Source organism: Pedobacter sp. WC2423 (assembly GCF_040822065.1).
Classification (GTDB): Bacteria; Bacteroidota; Bacteroidia; order Sphingobacteriales; family Sphingobacteriaceae; genus Pedobacter.
The window spans coordinates 5,525,628-5,546,051 of record NZ_CP162005.1 but is presented as its reverse complement, the minus strand read 5'-3'; the positions used below and the strand labels follow the sequence as shown (position 1 = coordinate 5,546,051).

Here is a 20,424-nt window from a genome sequence, read left to right as displayed (position 1 = left end):
CTGGTTAGGTTTGTTGAATGTTAATATACAGATATTAACATTCAACAAGTAAACTCACCATCGAATCGGTTAAAATACGGTTACATTTTGTTAATATACGTCAAATCAACGTTTATTAATAACCAGGGTTCTGCTTTAAATTCGGATTTTTAGAGAGTTCATCCTGGGGAATAGGAAACAAAGTACGTGTTGGAGATTTAGGTGAATGGTTAAACCACTTTTTTGTTTCGTATACACCAAACCGGATCAGATCTTGTCTGCGGTGTGCTTCAGCAGCAAATTCCCATCCCAATTCATCCAGAAAACGTCCGTACTTAATATCTGCACCACCATTCACATCTGCTACTTTACCATCTGGTGTCTGTAGTCCGTACTGATACCTGCTTCCTTTTAAAAGATCATCACCACTTACAGCAGCTTTAGCAGCACTGCTTTTAAATGCGCGTTGCCTAACCTGTGTAACCAGAGTTGCCGCACCTGCTGCATTACCTGTTCTCAAAAGAGCTTCTGCTTTCATCATCAGTACATCTCCATACCGAAGGAAAGGAAAATCATTGTCCAGGTCACCAGTTGCATTTTGTTTAATTACAAATTTACCTATCCTAAACCCTGCATTACCAGGAGCCACAATACCGTCTAATCCACCCATACCTGGAACAGCGTTCACATAATTGATCAGCACCTGCCCCGTAAGGGGATTAATCTGGGGTCCCTGGATCCAGGAATCCTTCAATCTGCTATCTTCTGGATCATAAGTATTGATAAATTGTGGAACAGCACAGTTTCCGCCCCATGGCTGTGCAGTCATTTGGTAAACACCCTGGCTCAGGGGATCCAGTGTTTTCATATGGATCTGATTTCCCCTGCCATAAATTTCGTCATATGGAATAGCAAAAATAATTTCAGCAGAATTCTGGTTCGTATACGTAAATACATCTGAATAATTATTATCCAGTCGGTATTTACTGCTGTTGATAATATCGTCAGCTTCCTTAATGCATTTCGCATATTCGGCAGTGCCGACATAAATCTCTGAATTCAGGTATATTTTAGCCAATAATGCTTTTACACCCCATTTGTTCAACCGGCCATAAGTGCTTTTTGGGTCCTCACTTAAAAGCGGCATGACCTCATTGAGTTCTTTAACCACAAAAGCATATACCTCGGCCCTTGTATTTTGTTTAGGCAAAGCATGATCATTGGGGTCTATTTTAAGAATGACTGGTACATTTCCATGGTTGTCCAGCAGCAGGTAGTATCCAAATGCCCTGACTGCGCGAAGTTCAGCAACTACAGCTGGCTTTATATCACCCAATTTCAGGGTTCCTGCTTCAATCTGGGAAAGTACCGTATTTGCTTTGGTGATAGTCGCGAAAGCATTTTGCCAGGTATTATAGGGCTGCCATTCCTGTGTAGTCCAGGCATGCTGGTGCATACGGCGGTAGGTTCCTGCATCGTCCCATCCATTTGGACGAACCGGGGTAATGATGCAATCTGCGGCCTCCTCCTGTAAATCAAAATAGCCTTGCCACCCGCACATCACCGTTCTTAAAGAAGCATAAGTGGGTGCCAGGATGGTTGGAAGATCTTTTTCGGTAGGTGTAAATTTGGAAGGAAGAACCTCAGAATAAACTTCTTCATTCAGTTTAGTACATGAGCTCATGGTGCCTGCACATCCAAAAGCTGCAATAAGTATATATAAGATTTTTGTTTGCATGATACTAAAAATTAAAGCTTAAAAAGAGACACTGATGCCTGTGGTGAATGTTTTTGTGGTAGGATAAGCATCTCTGTTTTCAATACCCGGAGCAAAAGTAAAATCGCCGGAGTAACTCACAGCTTCCGGGTCCAGCCCTTTATATTTGGTTATTGTAAACAGATTCAATGCAGAAACATATATCCTGAGGTTTTTGATGCCTTTAATCAGTTGGTCTGGAAAAGTGTAACCCAGTGTAACGTTATCAATTTTGATATAATCTCCCTTTTCAATATAGTCGCTTACATAAACCAAATCGTTGTTCAGCGTTTTTCCATATTTAGGATCATAAGATGTTTTCAAAGCATTGTACGCTTTGTTGACCGGGTTCTCATAATACATCCGCTGCATATTCAGTACATCGTGACCAAAAGCACCCCTGACATTGACCTCCAGATCGAAATTTTTGATTTTAAAAGAGTTGTTCCATCCCAACAGATATTTAGGGATTCCATTCCCATAATACTGACGGTCATCTGCTGTGGACTGAGAAATTGGAATGACTTTGCCATCCTTATTTTCTACCAGCCATTTTCCATTGTCGTCTACCCCTACACTTTTAAGCACGAAAAACTGCCCGATAGGGCCACCTACCTTTACACGGTGCGTATTGGTTTGTATAGGCTCACCAGTATAACCTGCATCGAAAAATCCTACAGTTACATCAAATTTGTCATTGGACAAATTGACAAGTTTGTTCTTATTGGTAGAATAGGTAATGCTTGAATTCCATTTTAAAAGTTTACTGTCTATCGCTTTTACATTGATCAGCGCTTCGAAACCTGAATTTTTCATGGTGCCGGCATTAATTAGCATACTATTAGTTAGATAAGGAGGCATTGGTACACTAAAATTATAGATCAGATCTTCCACTGTCCGGTTATAATAATCCAATGATCCTGTAATCCTGTTTTTAAATAAACCAAAGTCCAGACCTGCATTGTATTCTTTCTTCTTTTCCCATCTCAGGTCAGGGTTAAAATTTCTTGCAGGAACAAACCCCGGTACCCATTTACCATCAATAAAAGCACCCTCTGCATAATCATACTTGTAACTGGTTTGTGATTGATAAGGATTATTGGCAATTGTACCCGTTACCCCATAGCCAGCCCTTAACTTCAAATCTGAAATTTCAGGAATATGCTGCATAAAATCTTCCTTAGTTATACGCCAGCCCACTGAAGCCGCCGGAAACGAGCCCCAGTGATAATTGGCCCCAAATTTAGAGGACCCTTCTCTTCTGATACTTGCCATAAACAAATATTTTTCATTCCAGTTATAGGTTAACCGGCTAAAAAAACCGGCCAGCTGCCATTTACTTTTATCACTGGTCATATCGGCTTTGCCTTGTTTAAGTCCAGCTCCTGTTTGCAGGTTGTTATAACTATAGGTATCTGTTGGAAAATCGAAGTTGTAAGCGTAAAAATTTTCACTAACCGCATCCTGCCAGCTATATCCGCCAAGTACACTAAAATTATGGAGACCTATACTTTTGGTATAATTAGCCGTAAATTCCACAAGGTTTTCATTACCAGAATCTGTGGAACGGGAAGCCGTGCCATTTAATTTTGATTTGGTCGTATTTACATGTTCAAATGTAGTGCTGCTACCATATAGATTATTATTTTGAATATTAGAAGCCAGTAATTTTAAGCTCAGTTCTTTAACAGGCCTGTAATCCAGGCTTCCGCTGATCCTTGTCTGTCTCAGTATTGCATCATTGGTTGCCTCATTAATTCTGGATAAAGGGTTATCATAAAAATAGATATCCCTTTCCTGCCACTTTCCCTTGTCATTATAGATATGATCAGTTGGATTACGGATAATGGCCTGGCGATAAGCATAACCATCCGCTCCCCCCTGGGAAGAAGTAATGCTGCGGTTGATTACCGTAATATTTGTTTTTAGCTTATCGTCAAACATAGAGTGGTTCAACGCTGCGCGTACAGTTAAGCGTTTTTGTCCCGTGCGCAGAAATATGCCTTCCCAGTCACGATAGTTTACAGAACCGCTAAAATTAGTCGCAGAATTACCACCAAAAATGCTCAGATTATGATTCTGACTCACCGGGTTTTGCAGGATCTCATCCAGCCAGTTTGTGTTGCCACCATAGTCTGTATATTTAGCACCCTGGCTATTTAAACGGCGATAATCGTCAGCCGTGAGCATTTCCGGCTTTTTGGCAATCTTTTGAATGTTTGCATAGTTGGTATATTCAATAGTCGACTTAGATCCGGTGGGATTCTTTCTGGTGGTGATTAAGATTACTCCGCCAGTTGCTCTGGTTCCATAGATCGCTGCAGCCGAGCCATCTTTTAAGACATCTATCGCTTCAATATCTTCTGGTGCAACAGTATTAAGTGATCCTGGAATTCCATCAATCAAAATCAACGGCTCTGATGTCCCGTTAATAGAGTTCAGACCTCTCAGATTGATTTGTGTACTGCCTGCAGGATCTCCGGAAGGGGTAGTGATTCTTAATCCAGCCACTTTTCCCTGGATCAGCTGACCGGCATCTCTTACCGTTCCTTTGGTAAAATCTTCTGCCTTTACAGTCGCAATAGAACTGGTCACCTCACCTCTTTTCTGGGTACCATAACCTACCACCACTACTTCGTCCAGTCCGGTACTTTCTACACTGAGTTTCACGTCCAGGCTTGCGCTGCCATTTAAAGCAATCTCCTGCGATTGATAACCAATGTAAGAAAAGACAAGTACTGCAGCGGCATTTTTTACTTTCAGGCTATAACCACCTTTAGTATCTGTGCTGACCACATTTGAAGTACCTTTCTCTTTAATAGAAACCCCAACTAATGTAGTTCCATCTTTTACGTCTGATACAGTTCCTTTTACTGTAACTGTATTTTGAGCATACAGCTGACAGGGAAGGAGGAAGAGCAAAAGAATCCAAATTCTCTTGCCAGAGCCATGATAATGCTCATTTTTTGCTTTCATACTTTAAATTTTATTTGGTTCAGTTGATCAGGATGATCGGTCCATCTAAAGTTAGAAGCTAAAAAATGAGCATAGTTTTCGTATTTTATCAGGTATTAGCCTATTTTTACCCTGTTGAATTTTATCTGGCCGGAGAGAACGGGCGGATATCAATTTCAGGTTGCTCTGCTGAAACAATCTGGCTCACCAAAGCGCCTGTAGCAGGCCCTAAACTTAAACCCATCATTCCATGTCCTGTTGCAACAATAAGGTTGACCCTTTTAGGACTTCTCCCAATATAAGGCAAGCCATCGGGCGAAGATGGTCTAAAGCCATACCAGATTTCTTTTTCAGCAGGGAGTTCCGGTTTCAGGTCTGGAAAATATTCAGGTACAGACTCTACAATTCCCCGTACCCGCTGCATATTGATACGGCTGTTAATTTTGTCCAGTTCCATGGTACCACTATACCGGATACTGCCGTTCATTGGTGTAATGGCCACTCTTGCCTCACATAATAATGCAGGGATACTCATCCTGCCCTGCGGTTCTTTTTCCAGGAATGAATAACCTTTGCCGGGCATAATGGAAATGTTCAGACCCATCATTTTAGCAATTGCAGGCGACCATGAACCCGCTGCTAATACATACTGATCGGCTTCCCAGACTTTATCTCCAGTAAATACCTTTGTTATTTTCCCCCCATCACTTTCAACTTTGGTAACTTCATGATTCCTCTTAATAGTTACTCCTGCCTGATCCAGATAATTCAACAAAGCATTCATCAGCATCGGTGGATATAAATGACCATCGTTACGGTAATGAACTGCACCAAGAACATCCAGCTTAAGATCTGGCTGCAGCAGCCGGCATTCTGCTGGATTCAGCACAGCCATGTCCAGCCCCAGTTCTATGGCACTTTTAGCCAGATGTGCTTCTTCTTCAGCAGCTTTTTCTGTTTTATAAAAAGCCAGGATCCCATTGCTTTTTAATTCGAATTCAAAGTTGGGTTCTTTACTCAGCTCTTCAAAAAGTTGTTTACTGAGCAAGGATAAATCCCTTAAAGGTATTGCAGAGCGGGAAACATGTCCCGCATTAGCATGTTTCAAAAATTTCAGTCCCCACCCAATCAAATCCGGATTAAGCGATGGCCTTACGTAAAATGGGCTTTTACTGTTAAACATCCAGCGAATTCCCTGCTGGATCATACCAGGTGAGGCAAGGGGCACAAAATGACTGGGTACAATCATTCCGGCATTTCCAAAAGAACAATTGTCGACTAGCTCACCCTTATCTAAAATAGTGATCTGATAACCTTTTTTATGAAGATAATAAGCAGAGGTAAGGCCTGCAATTCCACCGCCTATAATTAATACATTTGACATCTGACGTGCTGATAATGATTAAAAAAATGATTAAATAACCTGAAAACCATGCGCATATGGATCATCATCGTCAATTTTAATGGTATTATAGCCGTATACCTTTGCCCAGCCTTCAATACTTGGAATAATTGCCGGTAAACCATTTAGTTCCACCTCTTCCTCTACTTTTCCAGTAAACTTACTCCCGATAAAACTTTCGTGAATAAAGGTCTCTCCCTTTTTCAGTTTACCTTTGGCATGCCATTGAGCCATCCTTGCAGAAGTGCCTGTACCACAAGGTGAACGGTCTATCGCCTTATTTCCATAAAACACAGCGTTACGTGCTGTAGATGAATAATCTAAAGTGGCCCCAGCCCAAAGAATATGACTGCAGCCATTAATTGTCGAATCCAATGGATGAACAAAAGTATGCTGCTCATTGATGCGTTTACGAATAACCTGGCTCCAGGTAATCAACTGCGCAGCTGTATAGTTCTCCAGCCCTGCAAAATTCTCTTGCGGGTCTATAATGGCATAAAAGTTTCCTCCATAGGCCACATCGAAAGTTAATGTTCCCAGCTCAGGACATTCTACCTGAAGTTCTGATGCAGCAAGGTAGGAAGGTACATTCCGCAGTTTAACTGCAGTCACTTTACCTACCGTTTGCTGATATTCAATTAAAACCAATCCTGCCGGAGCTTCCATCCGGATAAACCCTGGTATTTTTGGCTGGATAAGTCCCTCTTCAATGGCCATGGTAATCGTACCAATTGTTCCGTGACCGCACATTGGCAAACATCCGCTGGTTTCTATAAATAAAACAGCAATATCATTTTCAATGTTGTGGGGCGGATAAAGGATACTACCAGACATCATATCATGACCTCGGGGTTCAAACATCAGACCCGTACGGATCCAATCGTATTCCTTCAAAAAATGCTGTCTTTTCTCACTCATATTTTGCCCCTGGAGCAAAGGCCCCCCACCAGCTACCAACCTGACCGGATTTCCACAAGTATGTGCATCTATACAAAAAAAAGTTTTACTGCTCATTATTTAATCCATTTTTGATCCACCAATCTGTAAATTCCCAAAGGGTTTTTTGCTTTAAGCGCATCAGGAAGTAATTCATCTTCCCAATCCTGCCAGGCTACTGGTCTTGCAAAACGATAAATCGCCATACTGCCAACAGAAGTAAAGCGACTATCGTTTGTGGCCGGATGCGGGCCACCATGCTGCATTGCTGCACAAACTTCTACTCCTGTAGGTACTCCATTCAGGATCAGCCGCCCGGTTTTATCTATCAGCTCATTTAAAAGCTCCTGATAATTTTCCAGTTCTTGTGGTTCTGCCATTAAAGTAGCAGTTAACTGCCCCTCCAGCACACCTATAACTTCCTGCAACTCAACAGCATCTTTTGCAACCACCAGCAAAGAATAAGGTCCGAAGATTTCCTGCTGAAATTTAATGCTGCTTAGAAAATCCTTCGCGCTGATTAAAGCAACCCTTGCAGCCGGCTGGCACTCCAATTCTTTATTTATAACAGTCGATTCTGCAAGCAAATCAATATGATTGTCATCCAGTATCTCTTTAGAAAGCTGACTATAATTACTAAAAATACCAGCAGTTAGCATGGTTGAAGATGGCGAAGCAAGAATTGCAGCAGCCAGCGCAGATTTGAATTTTTCAAGTGCTGGCGATTGTATTGCTATCATCAATCCTGGATTAGTGCAAAACTGTCCTGAACCTTGTGTAATAGATCCGGCACATTTCTGTGCAAGTTCTTCCGCTCTGTTCTCCAATGCCTCAGGCAATAAGATAACCGGATTAATACTGCCCATTTCCGCAAATACCGGAATTGGGACCTCACGCTCCTGTGCCAGCCGGATCAAAGCATTCCCTCCTTTAAAAGAACCTGTAAATGTTACAGCCTTTGTTTTTGGATGTTTAACCAGAGCTGCACCAACTTCATAGCCATTATCGTATAACAAAGAAAATAATCCTTTAGGAAGACCTGATTTGTCTATAGCTTTTATAATCGCTGATCCCACCAATGCACTGGTACCCAAATGTGCAGGATGGGCTTTCACTACCACAGGACATCCTGCTGCCAATGCAGAAGCAGTATCTCCTCCGGCAACGGAAAAGGCAAGCGGAAAATTACTGGCCCCAAAAACAACTACCGGCCCCAGCGGTACCAGCATCCTGCGGATATCTGCACGGGGCATAGGCTTTCTTTCCGGCAAAGCCGGATCAATAACAGCTTGTACCCAGGAACCTTCTTCTACCAAATCCGCAAATAATCTCAATTGTCCTGTGGTCCGTCCAAGTTCACCTTGCAGCCTTGCAACAGGCAGGCCACTTTCAGCCGCAGCCCGGCTGATCAGTTCATCTCCTAACGAGAGAATTTCATCGGCAATACTTCTTAAAAAAGCGGCCTTTAAATCTTTATCTATGTTTTTATAGGTTTGAAATGCAATTTCAGCACCATTTAGTGCGTTGGTGATATCAACTGAAGATGCTTTAAAAAAAGCACCCTCCAGTTCTTTACCTGTAGCAGGGTTTATAGCCTCAAAGCTTTCCCCCGAAGGTTCAGCATAAGCTGAACATACCATATTTTTTCCTTCCATAACTACCCCGATTATTTACCCCAGCTGCCAGCAGGTAATTGTGGACGATTAGCCAGCGCATCATCAAGTACCTTCAATACCCTTTCTCTTTCCTCTCCCTTAATTGGTAAACGCGGTGCTCTCACTGTTTCTGTTCCAATACCTGTTGCAACTTCTGCCAGCTTAATATACTGTACGAGTTTCGGGTGTATATCAAGTTCCAGGACTGGCAGGAACCAGCGGTAAATAGCCAGCGCCTCTGCAATGCGGTTCTGTTTTACCAACCTGTAAATAGCTACTGTTTCTTTAGGGAAAGCATCTACAAGACCTGCAACCCAACCATGGGCACCCATTACTAAACTTTCCATAGCTAAAGGATCTACACCAGTAAAGATCTTAAACCTCTCCCCAAAACGGTTAAACATACGCGTAATATTGGAAATGTCCCTGGTAGATTCTTTCACTGCCTGTATATTGCTATAACGGGCCAGGTAATCAAACATTTCCATTGTAACTTCAATCTTATAATCTACCGGATTGTTATAGATCATAATCGGCAATTCTGTAGATTCTGCAACCGCAGAGAAAAAAGCCAGCGTTTCATCATGATCAGCATAATAACGCATTGGAGGTAATAGCATTAAACCATTAGCGCCCAGTTCGCCCGCTTTTTTTGCTGCTGCAACAGCTTTCTTTGTAGTTGGTTCTGCGATGTTCAGCAATACAGGAACACGCCCGTTTACAGTTTTAAGTGTATGAGACAAGAGTTCAAATTTCTCTTCATCTGTTAATACACTTGCTTCGCCAAGAGATCCACCCAAAATAATGCCCTGAGCTCCTGCTTCCAGCTGCGCCTCCAGGTTCAGGTCAAATGTATTAAAATCAAGTTCGTCGTTTGCTGTAAATTTTGTGGTTACAGCAGGAAATACTCCACTCCAGTTGATGCTCATGTTATTTTAGTTTTATCTTATTAAATAGTTATTTTTAGCCTTACCCCACAAAAATGTTCGTTTGTGTGATGACCAAAGTTAACCAGGTAACGAATCAAACTATGACCGGATATTAATCAATACAACCCGTAAATGCACCTGTTATTACGTTTTTTCTGCTTATATGAATAACCAAATAAAGAGGAGCTTAATTCTTTTTTAGAATCACTTCAGTAACCTGATCAGCAACGAGCGGTATCACATAATTTCCCCTGGAGTTTCTTTCCATATTTTTTATTCCGTACCTGCCTTTAAGGGGTGAATTCTCCTGAAATCTCAACAAGGCATTTGGCAAATATTCATTTGATGGTTCCAGTTTTAAACGGACTTCTCCCGAACCGGACTGATAAGAAATCTCTGCTATCCGACCCGCATCCAATGTGATCCACAATCCCGCAGGTGCAACAAATACCGCAGATTTTGCCGCAGTTGTTAGTTTAACATGTATCCACGATCCTTCTTTCGAAAGATTACCTCCAAAGGCAAGCCAGCCAAACTCCGGATGATTAAGCAGATAACTCGCCGTATTCACTGCATAACCGAAAAATCCAGAACCATAATCACCAGACAACCCATCATTGCGTAATGTAGAAGGGAAAGCATGAAAAGCCGCCGGGGCAAAACCATTTTCAGTAATATTTGAGATCGAGCCCATTAAACCACCGTAACCAGCCCGCAGCAGATAAAAATCATTTGGGTGTTTCCTATAATCTGTCAATACCGGTATAGCATTTAATGCAGATCCATAGTGATGGATCATACGTTCTATCCGTGAAAGTTTGCCACCATATAAAAAGTCCCAATATCGTCTTGCATTGCCATTATAAGCCCAATGTGGCACCACAGGAACATAAGCCAGAATAGCATCCATGGTTACGGCTGCTTTATCCTGAAATCCAAAATAAGACGACCACATATAAACCTCCTCCTGCCCAGTGGAATCCCAGGGCATTTCACTACCGAACGGATACTTCAGCGAACGCCAGTGCAGCGCACGTACCTTCATTTTTTCTTCCAGTGCGTTAGCCAGTGTCATCATACCTTCGGCTTTCAAGTCTTTTAATATCAGATAAAATACAGTCCCTTCCATTTGTCCAAACTGCGCATAGTACGGTGCAAGTCTCATCATAGCTAAAGAAGTTTCAGCAGCATATGTTAAATATTTTCTCCAGTCCGATTCGTTCACCAGTCCTTTATAGTTTCGCGCCAGTCTGTACATCACCCAATGTACAGCCGCTACATGTGGATAGTTATAAGAACGACCTACGGAATTGGCTTCCCTGGCCGGCCAGGCAGACCATGTTTTGAAGTTGATCCCGCTATCATACGTACCTTTAGGTAACGAATCCGGGGCATAATAAAAAAGACTTTTTCTTACCCCGAATTTTTCTGGTCCGGTACTGATCTGGATCTGCCCAAATAAGGTACTATCTGCAAAACGCTGTAATTTATGGATCTCTGTTTTATTTGGTGCGATGAGTTCTTTCATCATTGCCCCCAACCAGCCTCCAGCCCCCCCTTCGTCACTTAAACCAGCAATCCATACTCTGTTGTCCTGAGTAACCTGCACCTTTTTATCTTCATCATAACTGATTACAGACGGGCTCCGCTTAAAGATGGGATCTTTCTGTTCAAACCATTGTTTAGTGGTTAGAAAGTTTCCATAATCAGCTATTACTTCAGTTTCAGGCTTAATCACCTTGTAATTAATAGTTTGAACCAACCCGTCTTCATAGGTAATAGTCAGCCTTGCCCTGCCCCAGCTTTTACCCTGAACCTGGTAAGACTTCCAGCCATTTTTAGTTGTTGCTGAAGCCGTTACTGTTAAAGCTTGTTGCGGCTCAACAGCTACGGTTTTAACTTTCTGGTTATATTTCAGGAATAATCTGGCATCTACATCCTGCGGCAATACATAACCTGGTACGGAAATCGCTACTGGCCGTTGATTTTTCTCTAACGTCTGTTCTATAGTTTTTACTGTACCTGATACGATAAACTTTACACCATAATTGCGTGTTTCACCTGGTTTTAGGATCAATGATGTGGGTGTATTCCATTGTGCTGCATTTTTCCACTCCTGTTCTGCATAGGCTTTACTATATACGGTCCATTCATAAAAACCTTCAAAGGCAATTCCACGGGGTGTCGGGTCATCAAGTAAAGGGTTATAGGCTTCAAAAGGAGTATGTCCATAAGGTACGACCAGTAATGAAGGTGCATGGCCGCTCAAACGGGTAACTTGCAGATAGCCAGCATCCCTGCCAATATAAGGATCATAAAAAACATTCTGGGCATGTGTTTGCTCCAGAGTTTTTCCCTCCAGAATATTGTTAAAAATCATTGGGATTCCTAAGCCACCAATCTCTACAGCTTGCTTAGATTTGTTATGCAGTTCAAAACGTAAAATCAGCTGTCCGCTTTGTACCTCCCAGTAGCGTCTCACCCGAAGCGGGATATCTGGGGATAAAGTTGGCCCGAGATCTGATGCGGCAAGTATATGTCCACCACTTTTCATCAACCGGACAGGCATGCGACTAGCGGCTGTAGCATATTTTTTCCATTCGCCTCCCTGAGTTTTCAAGACCAGGTTCAGGTCACCCAGCTGATAAAGCCCATTACTGCTTCGCATCTTAAGGCGGTCGGCCGGACTAAAATCAAAAGTTTTTTCTCTCCCAGGATTTAGAGCAGCCACAGTTTGTGAAGATTTCAACAGTTTTAACCGGAGTGCCCCTGCTTCAAAATTCAGGGTTCCTTTTTCAAAACCAAGCGTGGAAGGGCGCCTGGCCAATGCATCCCATGGCGATTGTCCATATACTATTCCGCTGAGCATCGTCAACCCGATCAGGATATATATATTGAATCTGAAACGCAGAAAAATTGCTTTAAAAACTGTGGTGTGTTGAAGTCCTGAGTGCATCATAATTACCTTTTAACCAAAAATATGTTTTTACACTCAAGTGGATGTCTATTCATCCAAACAGGGCAAAATCGGTAAAGAATTGGTTTATAACAGGTGAAAGACCTTAACCTTCGCATCAGAATGAGTCAGGGCTCCGTGATGGCATTTAGTTTCATATCAATACCTAAGGGATTAGCCTTGCTTTGACAGATAAAAGGGAAGTCGGGATTGTTAAGTATCCAAAATTCTGTAGTTTCATTTTGGGCAACAACGTGCAAAACCGCTAATGGCTGATTACCTATCATTAATACATCCGAATCAGCTTTCAGTTCATAAATCGTATGATCGTATATAAATTTTCGCCTGGTAATCAGTTCATTAAACGCACTGCGGGAGATCATACAAAAAGTCTGGTCTGCGCCAAGTTTAACTTTCTTAAAAGGCTCTGGCTGAGCAAAACTTAAACTATTGCCATTATTTAATCCCGATGCAGAAACGATATAATTACCACCTGCCAAACCGCGAATGTTCCAACCCAAAAGCAATGAGTCTGAAACATGATTTAGCGTAATTTGAAAGGGCGTAGTTTGACCATGCAGGTAAAACGTATATTTAAAAGTAGTGCCTTCTTTAATTACCGGCGTTAACTTTTGTGCAGATGCACCTAAGCCCAGCATCAGCAATAGGATCATATAACTTACTTTATTCATTTTATAGTGTATTATGCTGGTAATTAATATTTAACAGGGGGTAATGTTCCAGTTCCCCATGCAGATGGTTTATCGTCCATTTCCAGTTCCAGTTCGCCACCCATCGCCACATCTTCATGTTCTATCCAGGCCTGGTTAAATGGTTTGCCATTCAGGCTTGCAGATTTGATGTAAATGTTTTCGTCGCTCAGTTTTTTGGCTATTATCCTGAAATCCCTGCCGTTTTCCTGGTGCAAAATGCTCTGCTTAAGCAAAGGCGAATTAATAAGGTAATAAGACTGTCCGGCGTTAGGATAGAGCCCCATCATTTGAAATGACAGCCATGAAGACATAGCACCCGAATCATCATTACCCGGTAAACCAAAATGTGAAGTATTATAGTTTTTAGCTATGATCTGACGGATGCGTTGACTACTAAGATCGGGACGGCCTATCCAGTGATACAAACAAGGTGTTAAAAATGATGGTTCGTTAGCTACATTGTAGTATTTGTTATCGAACAGCGTATCGAGCCTGCGCCTGAATGCCTCTTTACCACCAGATTTAGCAATTACAACGGGCACCTGATGCGGGATGCTTAGCGAATATTCCCACGAAGTTGCTTCGTATAAAAAAGCACACCAATGGCATACATACCACGGAAACTCGCGTGTAAGCGGTGTATATTTGAATGTAGGGTGCTGATTATTAGCTTCGCCATAAACAATATGGTCTAACCAATGCCCGGCGGCATCTCTAGGCATAATAAAGCCAGTTGCGCCATGATCCTGATAATCATCGCGCCATAAGTTACGCCAGTTATCAGCCTGCTTTAAAAAACGCTGATAGATCTTATCTTTTCCTAATCCTTTAGCAACAACGGCAATGCAGTAATCATCATAAGCATAATCAAGTGTACGGTTACCCGAGCGTGCAAAATCATAGGATACATAACCCAGCTTGTTATAGTCTGTTAAACCGCCTCTTCCTTCTTTTTCTTCATTTCCACCGGGTGAAACGTTGGCATCTTTCAACATAGCTTCTAAAGCCAGGTTATAATCAATGCCCGGCAGTTTTTTCACGTAAGCATCGGCAATTAATACCTCGGCATTTGAACCGCCCTGTGTACGCCCGTTATAATTGCCGCTGCGCGAATCGGGCATATAGCCATCGTGCTTATAAATATTAAGCAAAGCGTTCACAATCTCAATTTCGCGTTTGGGCGATATTAAAGTAATTAATGGGTTGGATGACCTGAAGGTATCCCATATGGCATAAAAATCATCATAATAAGGCTTATCAACCGTCCACAATGGATTTTCGCCAGTACGATCTACAGGCATCAGCATGGTGTGATACAGGCCCGTGTAAAAGAGTTTCTTCTGGTCTGAAGTGGCATCATCATTAATTTCGATCCTGCTTAAAAGTGCTTCCCATTTTTTTTGCACCTCACCTAACACCCGTTCAAAACTCCAATGTGGTATTTCCTGGTCTATGTTCTCTTTAGCTTTCAACTCGCTGATAAAAGAAATACCAATCTTAACTTTTAGGGTATCGGACAGGCTGTTTTTAAAGGCCAGTAAAGCACCCGTTTTTTCGCCTGCATCAAACTGTTGTTTTTTACCGGGATATAGTTTATTACCTTTCCAGGTAGTATAAGTGGTAACCGGGCTATCAAACACGGCATCAAAAAATACAGTATAAGCAGCACCATTATTCCAACCACCGCGAATTCGGCTATACCCCCTTACTTCGTAAACCGATACCATTTCTATCTCCGATCCTACAAATTGCTGAGCCTCGCGGGCATCGGGTTCCGGCTGTTCGCCTAAAAAGAAACCTGCATCAATTTTTAAGGATTTTTGTGCTTTTTCAGGATAAGTAAACTGGTAAATGGCGGCTCTTTCTGCAGCCGTAATTTCAGCTTTGATCTGATTCTTTTTAAGTGTAACGCCATAATATCCCAATGCGACATGCTCATCCCCGCGCATGGAAGATTGCTCTGTTTTATTGAGCGCACCCACAAATGGCATAACCTGAATATTACCATATTTAGGGCCGCCCCCTGTACCACTTACATGCACCTGGCTAAAACCAGTAACGGGTGCAGGATCCGGTAACCAGCCACTATTAGGGTCTGAAGTACAATCGGGACTGGGTTTAATCATACCAAAAGGGCAAGATGGTCCCACAAAAACACGTCCTAATCCTTCTGAACCAATCATCGGATCAACATATTGGTATAATTTTTTCTGCGCATGAGCTGGTATACTCCAGTTAAATGCTGTTATTAATAATAAAGCACCGATTGCCTTGTAATACGCCATGTTTTTGATGGGTGTTATAATCCCCGATAAAGATGATGCAGGCTTATGATATTACTTACGCTTTCAGGTTAAATAATCGTTAACTATTAGCCGGTGTTATTTCGTTTCTTTTACTCCATGTACCACAAGCTAAAGCCTTAAAGAAGAAAAACTACCCTTCAGCTCAGCAGGTGCTTTACCGAACTTTTTCTTGAAAGAATGAGAAAAATGCGAAAGGCTTTTAAAGCCCAGATCAAGGTAGATAGCCGAGGGCTTCTGGCACTTGATTTCGATGAGGTATTTTGCTGCAGTCAGCCGCTTATCCTGCAGCCAGTGACGTGGTGGTGACCCAAAGGTTTTTTGGAAGTCCCGTTTAAAACTTGCCAGGCTTCGACCGGTCAGCTGTGCAAATTTCTCTACAGGAACGTTGAATTGAAAGTTACTGAGCATGAACCTTTCCAGATCGATCTTATGAGGCTCTGAAAAGTCAAATAAAAAATTGCGGAGCTGAGGCAGGGAGATGAGCAGCAATTTAACTATTTCTTTCACTTTCAGAATGCCCATTTCATCTGTCATGGTCGCTCCCGACCGTCGTGCATAAGGAATAATAGATTGAAAATATCCCTGCAGAAATTCGTTAGATGGAATTAGCACATTTGGAGGACCGATATATTTCCGGTCTGCTTCCAGCTTTTCTTCTAACACGATTTTGCGCAACAGCGCCTCCTGCAAGGATATCACGACTGTTTCGTAGTTCGCTCCGGGCAGCGGTGTTTTAGTGAGCGTACCGACCTGGTTTTTGCCGATCAGCAGCATGTCTCCTCCCGCCATTGAAATGGTTTGCCCGGAGGTTTCTATGGTAAACTGTCCTGAAACCTGCAGTATTAAGGTATGGTCATTCCAGAAACATACTTTTTCTTTCCGTTCCGCAGAGAGGTAAGAATAGAAAATCACGCCCGTAAGGATTTCTTCTGGACTGGTCATTCATTTAACGTTTTAAGTAAGTGCCGCCAAGTATAGCACCTGTTGCAAAAGTAGTGTTTAAGTCGTTCATTTCTTCCGGCGTAAATACAATATCCATGGCTGCAATATTTTCTGGCAAGCGTGACCTTCGGCTCATGCTGACTAAAGACATGATATGATCGCCCTGCTCCTTTACCCAGGCAATCGCAATCTGGGTTGGCGTATAACCTTTGTTGCTGGCTAATTGCTTTAAAACTTCAACTTTATTCAAATTATGAATTAAGTTTTCACTTTGAAAACGGGAGAAATGGTTGCGGTAATCGTTTGCTGCAAGCGGTGCTTTCATTTCACCTGTTAACAGGCCTTCGGCAGTATTGGCGAAGGCTACAATGGCAATACCTAATTCCTTTGCTACAGGCAGCAGTTCGCTTTCTATTTGACGGTCGGCCAGCGAATAGCCGATCTCCAGTGCGCTTATCGGGTAAATGCTGTTTGCTTTACGAAGTTGATCAGCTGTAATTTCCGATACTCCGATATTACGCACTTTACCTTCTTTAATCAGGTCGGCGACCGTTCCTATGATATCTTCCACCGGCACACTGTTATCAATCCGGCTGGGCTGGTAGAGGTCAATGGTTTCAATACCCAAACGGGTCAGCGAGTAGTTGATAAAGTTCTTGATAGCAATAGGGCGCAGATCCATTCCCAGCGGCTGGCCATTATGAAAGATGGCACCAAATTTCACACTGATGAAAGCATCATCCCGTCTTCCTTTAATAGCTTTGCCTATTAGTATTTCATTATGACCGGCACCATAAAAGTCCCCGGTGTTCAAAAAATTAATACCATGAGCTAAAGCTTCATGGATCGTAGCGATACTTTCTGTTTCATCAGGTACAGATCCACCCCAGATAGAGGACATACGCATACAGCCTAAACCAAGTTTGGATACAAACGGGCCATTTTGACCCAACTGAATTTCTGTAATGTTTTTCATCTTACAAAGATCGGAGTTCATCCGCTATTGCAGTTTCTTATACGGCTCAAATAATTTGTCTGTATGGCTCAAAAAAAATGCAGGCGACATCCATCAACCTGCATTTCATTATTAACTATAACTAAACTTCTACTGGGGATTATTTCCGAAAAGGCTTTTCAATTTTTCATTTAAAGCTTCACCCCTCAGATCTTTTGCAACAATCTTACCGCTAGGATCTACCAAAAAATTCATAGGAATCGCAGTTACCTCATATAGTTTGGCCGCTGCGTTTTCCCATCCTTTCAGGTCACTTACCTGTTTCCAGATTAACTTATCATCAGCTATAGCTTTCAGCCACTTCTCACGATCGGTTGGTTTGTCGAGCGATACACCCAGGATTTCAAAACCCTTTGCATGATACTGGTCATATGCCTTAATCAGATTTGGGTTTTCCCTTCTGCATGGCGCACACCAGGATGCCCAGAAATCAACCAGTACATATTTACCCCTGTAATCAGAAAGCTTAACTATTTTGCCATCCACATCAGTCTGAGAAAATTCAGGTGCTTCAACGCCATCCTGTGTTTTTTTGGTTGAGGCAATTCTTTCTGCCACCTTTTTTCCCAAATAACTGTTTCTCAGATTTTCATTGATACCCAGAAAAACCTTCTCCGCAGCAATCGCATCAAAGCCCGGGGCCAGTGTTGAATTCAGTGCCATTACCGACATATACTGATCAGGATTTTCCTTTACATATTTAAGCTTGGCCGCTACAATCTCATCGGCGATCACCTTTGCGCGCTCCTCCAGCGTCTTTATATAATCCTTATCCTGTTTCTTCGCTTCTGGCTGCGACTTGAATTCATCATCCAATTTTTTATACTGATCATAGAGCGGGCGCAGGTAATTGTCTACCTTACCACTCTCATCAGTTAGCGTTGATCCGGTAATTACAGCATTTGAGATTGAATCTGTGGGAGTCACAAAGCTGATGTTTTCATTGTCAAGAAGAAAAGATTTTGCATCTTTTTTTGGAGCCGCACCACTATTTTTATTAAGCGTATGCCTGATCCTGATATTTGCGTCTGTCGGTGAAGGAGTTGAACCTTTAAATTCGAATTTACTATTCACAATCATCACAGAATCCACTTTCACCTTCCCATTTTCGTTTATAATAAGAAAAGCTTTTGCGGGTTTATCTAATTTGCCTATCTGTCCTTTAATTGTGTATCCCTTCTGGGCATCGGCACAAAGAGAGAAGCTTAGTGCTATACCTATGAGCAGTATTATTTTCATATCGTTTTTCATGGTGTAAATTATTTAGTTTTTATGTTTTTTGCTGCTGAAGAATGATTTTCCAGCAAACGGTTATAAGTTTTATTGTCATTCAGTATGGCCATTGCTTCAGTAAAAGCCTTGCTTGCCTGGTTCCGTACCTGTAATTCATATCCTCTGCCTACAAAGAGCTGGCCGGCAATTTCCGCCTTCAGCTCCAGACCCAGTGCTTTTCGTGCCACCTGGTTTCCAGCTGCGGGAAGAGTAATTTTGATTGTCCGGGCCTGCTTATAAAGCTGATCCAGCAGTGTCCCTGGAACTTCAAATGCCTTATTAAAAGATGGGAAATCTTTATAAGTATTCATCAGGCGCTCACGTTGCTGCTGTACATAATCGAAAGCGGTCTTGGTAGTTAACCCGCTGTTCATCGTTCTGGCCATCCAGTTGCTGTAAATCGCAGTGTCAATAGGTATAAACTTATCCGGCATAATACCGCCGCCGCCGTATACAATCCGCTGACTTTTTCTGGTTTTATATTTCAGGGAATCCGGGAAATGAATATGGCTGGCATCTGTCAGCTCTCCCGAGGCCATCCTGCGGTTGAAATCCTGAAAGTAATCTGTTTTGCTATTACCATAAGGTTTCTGTATCGATCTGCCTGAGGGGGTAAAATACCGCGCCTGGGTTAGCCTGATAACCGATCCGTCAGGTAAAGATAAACCCATCTGCATCAGGCCTTTTCCAAAACTCCGCCTGCCAATCACCACAGCGCGGTCCCAGTCCTGCAGCGCACCTGTCAATATCTCACTCGAAGAAGCCGTACTCTCATCAATCAGCACTACCAGCTGTCCATCCATAAATTGACCAAAGCCGCCTGTCATGTAATTATCATGTACCCCGGAGTTAGTCACCGCATAAAATACTTCAGTTTCCTTTGGGAGAAATTCGTCTGCTACGCCGATCGCCGCCTCTACCAATCCGCCGCCATTACTTTGCAGGTCGAGTATCAGCTTAGTCATCCCCTGAGCTTTCAGGCTTTTTAAAGCTGCGTCCATTTCGCGGCGTGTAGACTGGCTAAAAACAGCAAGTGAGATATATCCTGTGTTTTTGTCCACCATGTAACTGGTATTGATCGATAGTTCTGCAATTGGTTCACGCATCACACTCAGGTGAAGGGGGTGCTGCTGTACACGTTTAATATCCAGCTCCACTGCCTTGCCTTTTTCGCCCCTAATCATTTGCATCACCTGCTGATTCTTCAGGGATTTGCCCAAAATGGATTTTCCGTCTACGCTAATGATCTGGTCACCCAGTTTCAGACCTGCTTTTGCTGCCGGGCCGTCAGGGTTTACCCCAGTAATAAAAGTACTGTCATTCACCATTGAAAATTGAATTCCGATACCCGCAAAACTTCCGGTGAGTGACTGCTTCATCGCTTCCGCTTCTTCCCTGTTCATATAACTCGAATGTGGATCCAGGCTGGCGAGCATCGCTTTAATCGCTGCATCTACAATGGGCTCATCCGGAACAGGATCAACATAATTCTGCTGAATCAGTGAAAGCGCCTTTTCCAGCTTCACCTTAGGATTCATCTGCGCCTGAGCGTTCAGTGCAAAAAATGATACGCCCAATACAACTATTCTGATTAAATTTATTTTCATC

13 protein-coding genes are annotated in these 20,424 nt (G+C 42.5%); all 13 read right to left on the bottom strand.

The genetic code is table 11. From position 1 onward, the window contains the following. Positions 1–115: 115 nt before the first annotated feature. Entirely contained in the window at positions 116–1,717 is a 1,602-nt protein-coding gene (locus tag AB3G38_RS23235) for a RagB/SusD family nutrient uptake outer membrane protein (protein WP_367866078.1), read from the bottom strand. Between the two features lie 18 nt (positions 1,718–1,735). After that, positions 1,736–4,711: a SusC/RagA family TonB-linked outer membrane protein gene (locus AB3G38_RS23230; RefSeq protein WP_367866077.1), complete on the bottom strand. Its 2,976-nt coding sequence runs from the start codon at positions 4,709–4,711 to the stop codon at positions 1,736–1,738. Positions 4,712–4,832: 121 nt separating this feature from the next. Further along, the gene (locus AB3G38_RS23225) at positions 4,833–6,074 is read right to left on the bottom strand and encodes an NAD(P)/FAD-dependent oxidoreductase (RefSeq protein ID WP_367866076.1); all 1,242 of its coding nucleotides are present in this window, start codon (positions 6,072–6,074) and stop codon (positions 4,833–4,835) included. Positions 6,075–6,104: 30 nt separating this feature from the next. Then, positions 6,105–7,106 (bottom strand): 4-hydroxyproline epimerase, encoded by a 1,002-nt coding sequence (locus AB3G38_RS23220; protein WP_367866075.1) that lies wholly within the window; start codon positions 7,104–7,106, stop codon positions 6,105–6,107. After that, positions 7,106–8,683, bottom strand: coding sequence for an aldehyde dehydrogenase (NADP(+)) (locus AB3G38_RS23215; protein WP_367866074.1), 1,578 nt, complete (start codon positions 8,681–8,683; stop codon positions 7,106–7,108). Before AB3G38_RS23215 ends, AB3G38_RS23220 begins: the two co-directional genes overlap by 1 nt. Positions 8,684–8,694: 11 nt before the next feature. Continuing rightward, positions 8,695–9,612, bottom strand: a complete 918-nt coding sequence (locus AB3G38_RS23210) for a dihydrodipicolinate synthase family protein (protein WP_367866073.1) — start codon at positions 9,610–9,612, stop codon at positions 8,695–8,697. A 187-nt stretch (positions 9,613–9,799) separates the two neighbouring features. Continuing rightward, on the bottom strand, positions 9,800–12,571 hold the full coding sequence (locus tag AB3G38_RS23205; RefSeq protein ID WP_367866072.1) for a DUF5695 domain-containing protein: 2,772 nt from the start codon (positions 12,569–12,571) through the stop codon (positions 9,800–9,802). Positions 12,572–12,696: 125 nt separating this feature from the next. Continuing rightward, entirely contained in the window at positions 12,697–13,260 is a 564-nt protein-coding gene (locus AB3G38_RS23200) for a hypothetical protein (protein WP_367866071.1), read from the bottom strand. Positions 13,261–13,283: 23 nt separating this feature from the next. Then, positions 13,284–15,566: a GH92 family glycosyl hydrolase gene (locus AB3G38_RS23195; protein WP_367866070.1), complete on the bottom strand. Its 2,283-nt coding sequence runs from the start codon at positions 15,564–15,566 to the stop codon at positions 13,284–13,286. 129 nt (positions 15,567–15,695) lie between these two features. Then, the gene (locus AB3G38_RS23190) at positions 15,696–16,529 is read right to left on the bottom strand and encodes a helix-turn-helix domain-containing protein (RefSeq protein WP_367866069.1); all 834 of its coding nucleotides are present in this window, start codon (positions 16,527–16,529) and stop codon (positions 15,696–15,698) included. Between the two features lie 4 nt (positions 16,530–16,533). Continuing rightward, positions 16,534–17,505 carry an aldo/keto reductase gene (locus AB3G38_RS23185; protein WP_367866068.1) on the bottom strand — a complete coding sequence of 324 codons (972 nt, stop codon included), beginning with the start codon at positions 17,503–17,505 and terminating at the stop codon, positions 16,534–16,536. A 129-nt stretch (positions 17,506–17,634) separates the two neighbouring features. Continuing rightward, complete coding sequence (locus tag AB3G38_RS23180; protein WP_367866067.1) at positions 17,635–18,795, bottom strand: redoxin domain-containing protein; 1,161 nt, start codon at positions 18,793–18,795, stop codon at positions 17,635–17,637. Between the two features lie 8 nt (positions 18,796–18,803). Beyond that, positions 18,804–20,423, bottom strand: coding sequence for a S41 family peptidase (locus AB3G38_RS23175; protein WP_367866066.1), 1,620 nt, complete (start codon positions 20,421–20,423; stop codon positions 18,804–18,806). Position 20,424 lies beyond the last annotated feature (1 nt).

Coding starts and splice junctions, on each gene's coding strand:
- AB3G38_RS23230 (WP_367866077.1), bottom strand. CDS start 4,711: ATGAAAGCAAAAAATGAGCATTATCATGGCTCTGGCAAGAGAATTTGG.
- AB3G38_RS23235 (WP_367866078.1), bottom strand. CDS start 1,717: ATGCAAACAAAAATCTTATATATACTTATTGCAGCTTTTGGATGTGCA.
- AB3G38_RS23210 (WP_367866073.1), bottom strand. CDS start 9,612: ATGAGCATCAACTGGAGTGGAGTATTTCCTGCTGTAACCACAAAATTT.
- AB3G38_RS23175 (WP_367866066.1), bottom strand. CDS start 20,423: ATGAAAATAAATTTAATCAGAATAGTTGTATTGGGCGTATCATTTTTT.
- AB3G38_RS23180 (WP_367866067.1), bottom strand. CDS start 18,795: ATGAAAAACGATATGAAAATAATACTGCTCATAGGTATAGCACTAAGC.
- AB3G38_RS23200 (WP_367866071.1), bottom strand. CDS start 13,260: ATGAATAAAGTAAGTTATATGATCCTATTGCTGATGCTGGGCTTAGGT.
- AB3G38_RS23225 (WP_367866076.1), bottom strand. CDS start 6,074: ATGTCAAATGTATTAATTATAGGCGGTGGAATTGCAGGCCTTACCTCT.
- AB3G38_RS23185 (WP_367866068.1), bottom strand. CDS start 17,505: ATGAAAAACATTACAGAAATTCAGTTGGGTCAAAATGGCCCGTTTGTA.
- AB3G38_RS23220 (WP_367866075.1), bottom strand. CDS start 7,106: ATGAGCAGTAAAACTTTTTTTTGTATAGATGCACATACTTGTGGAAAT.
- AB3G38_RS23195 (WP_367866070.1), bottom strand. CDS start 15,566: ATGGCGTATTACAAGGCAATCGGTGCTTTATTATTAATAACAGCATTT.
- AB3G38_RS23215 (WP_367866074.1), bottom strand. CDS start 8,683: ATGGAAGGAAAAAATATGGTATGTTCAGCTTATGCTGAACCTTCGGGG.
- AB3G38_RS23205 (WP_367866072.1), bottom strand. CDS start 12,571: ATGATGCACTCAGGACTTCAACACACCACAGTTTTTAAAGCAATTTTT.
- AB3G38_RS23190 (WP_367866069.1), bottom strand. CDS start 16,529: ATGACCAGTCCAGAAGAAATCCTTACGGGCGTGATTTTCTATTCTTAC.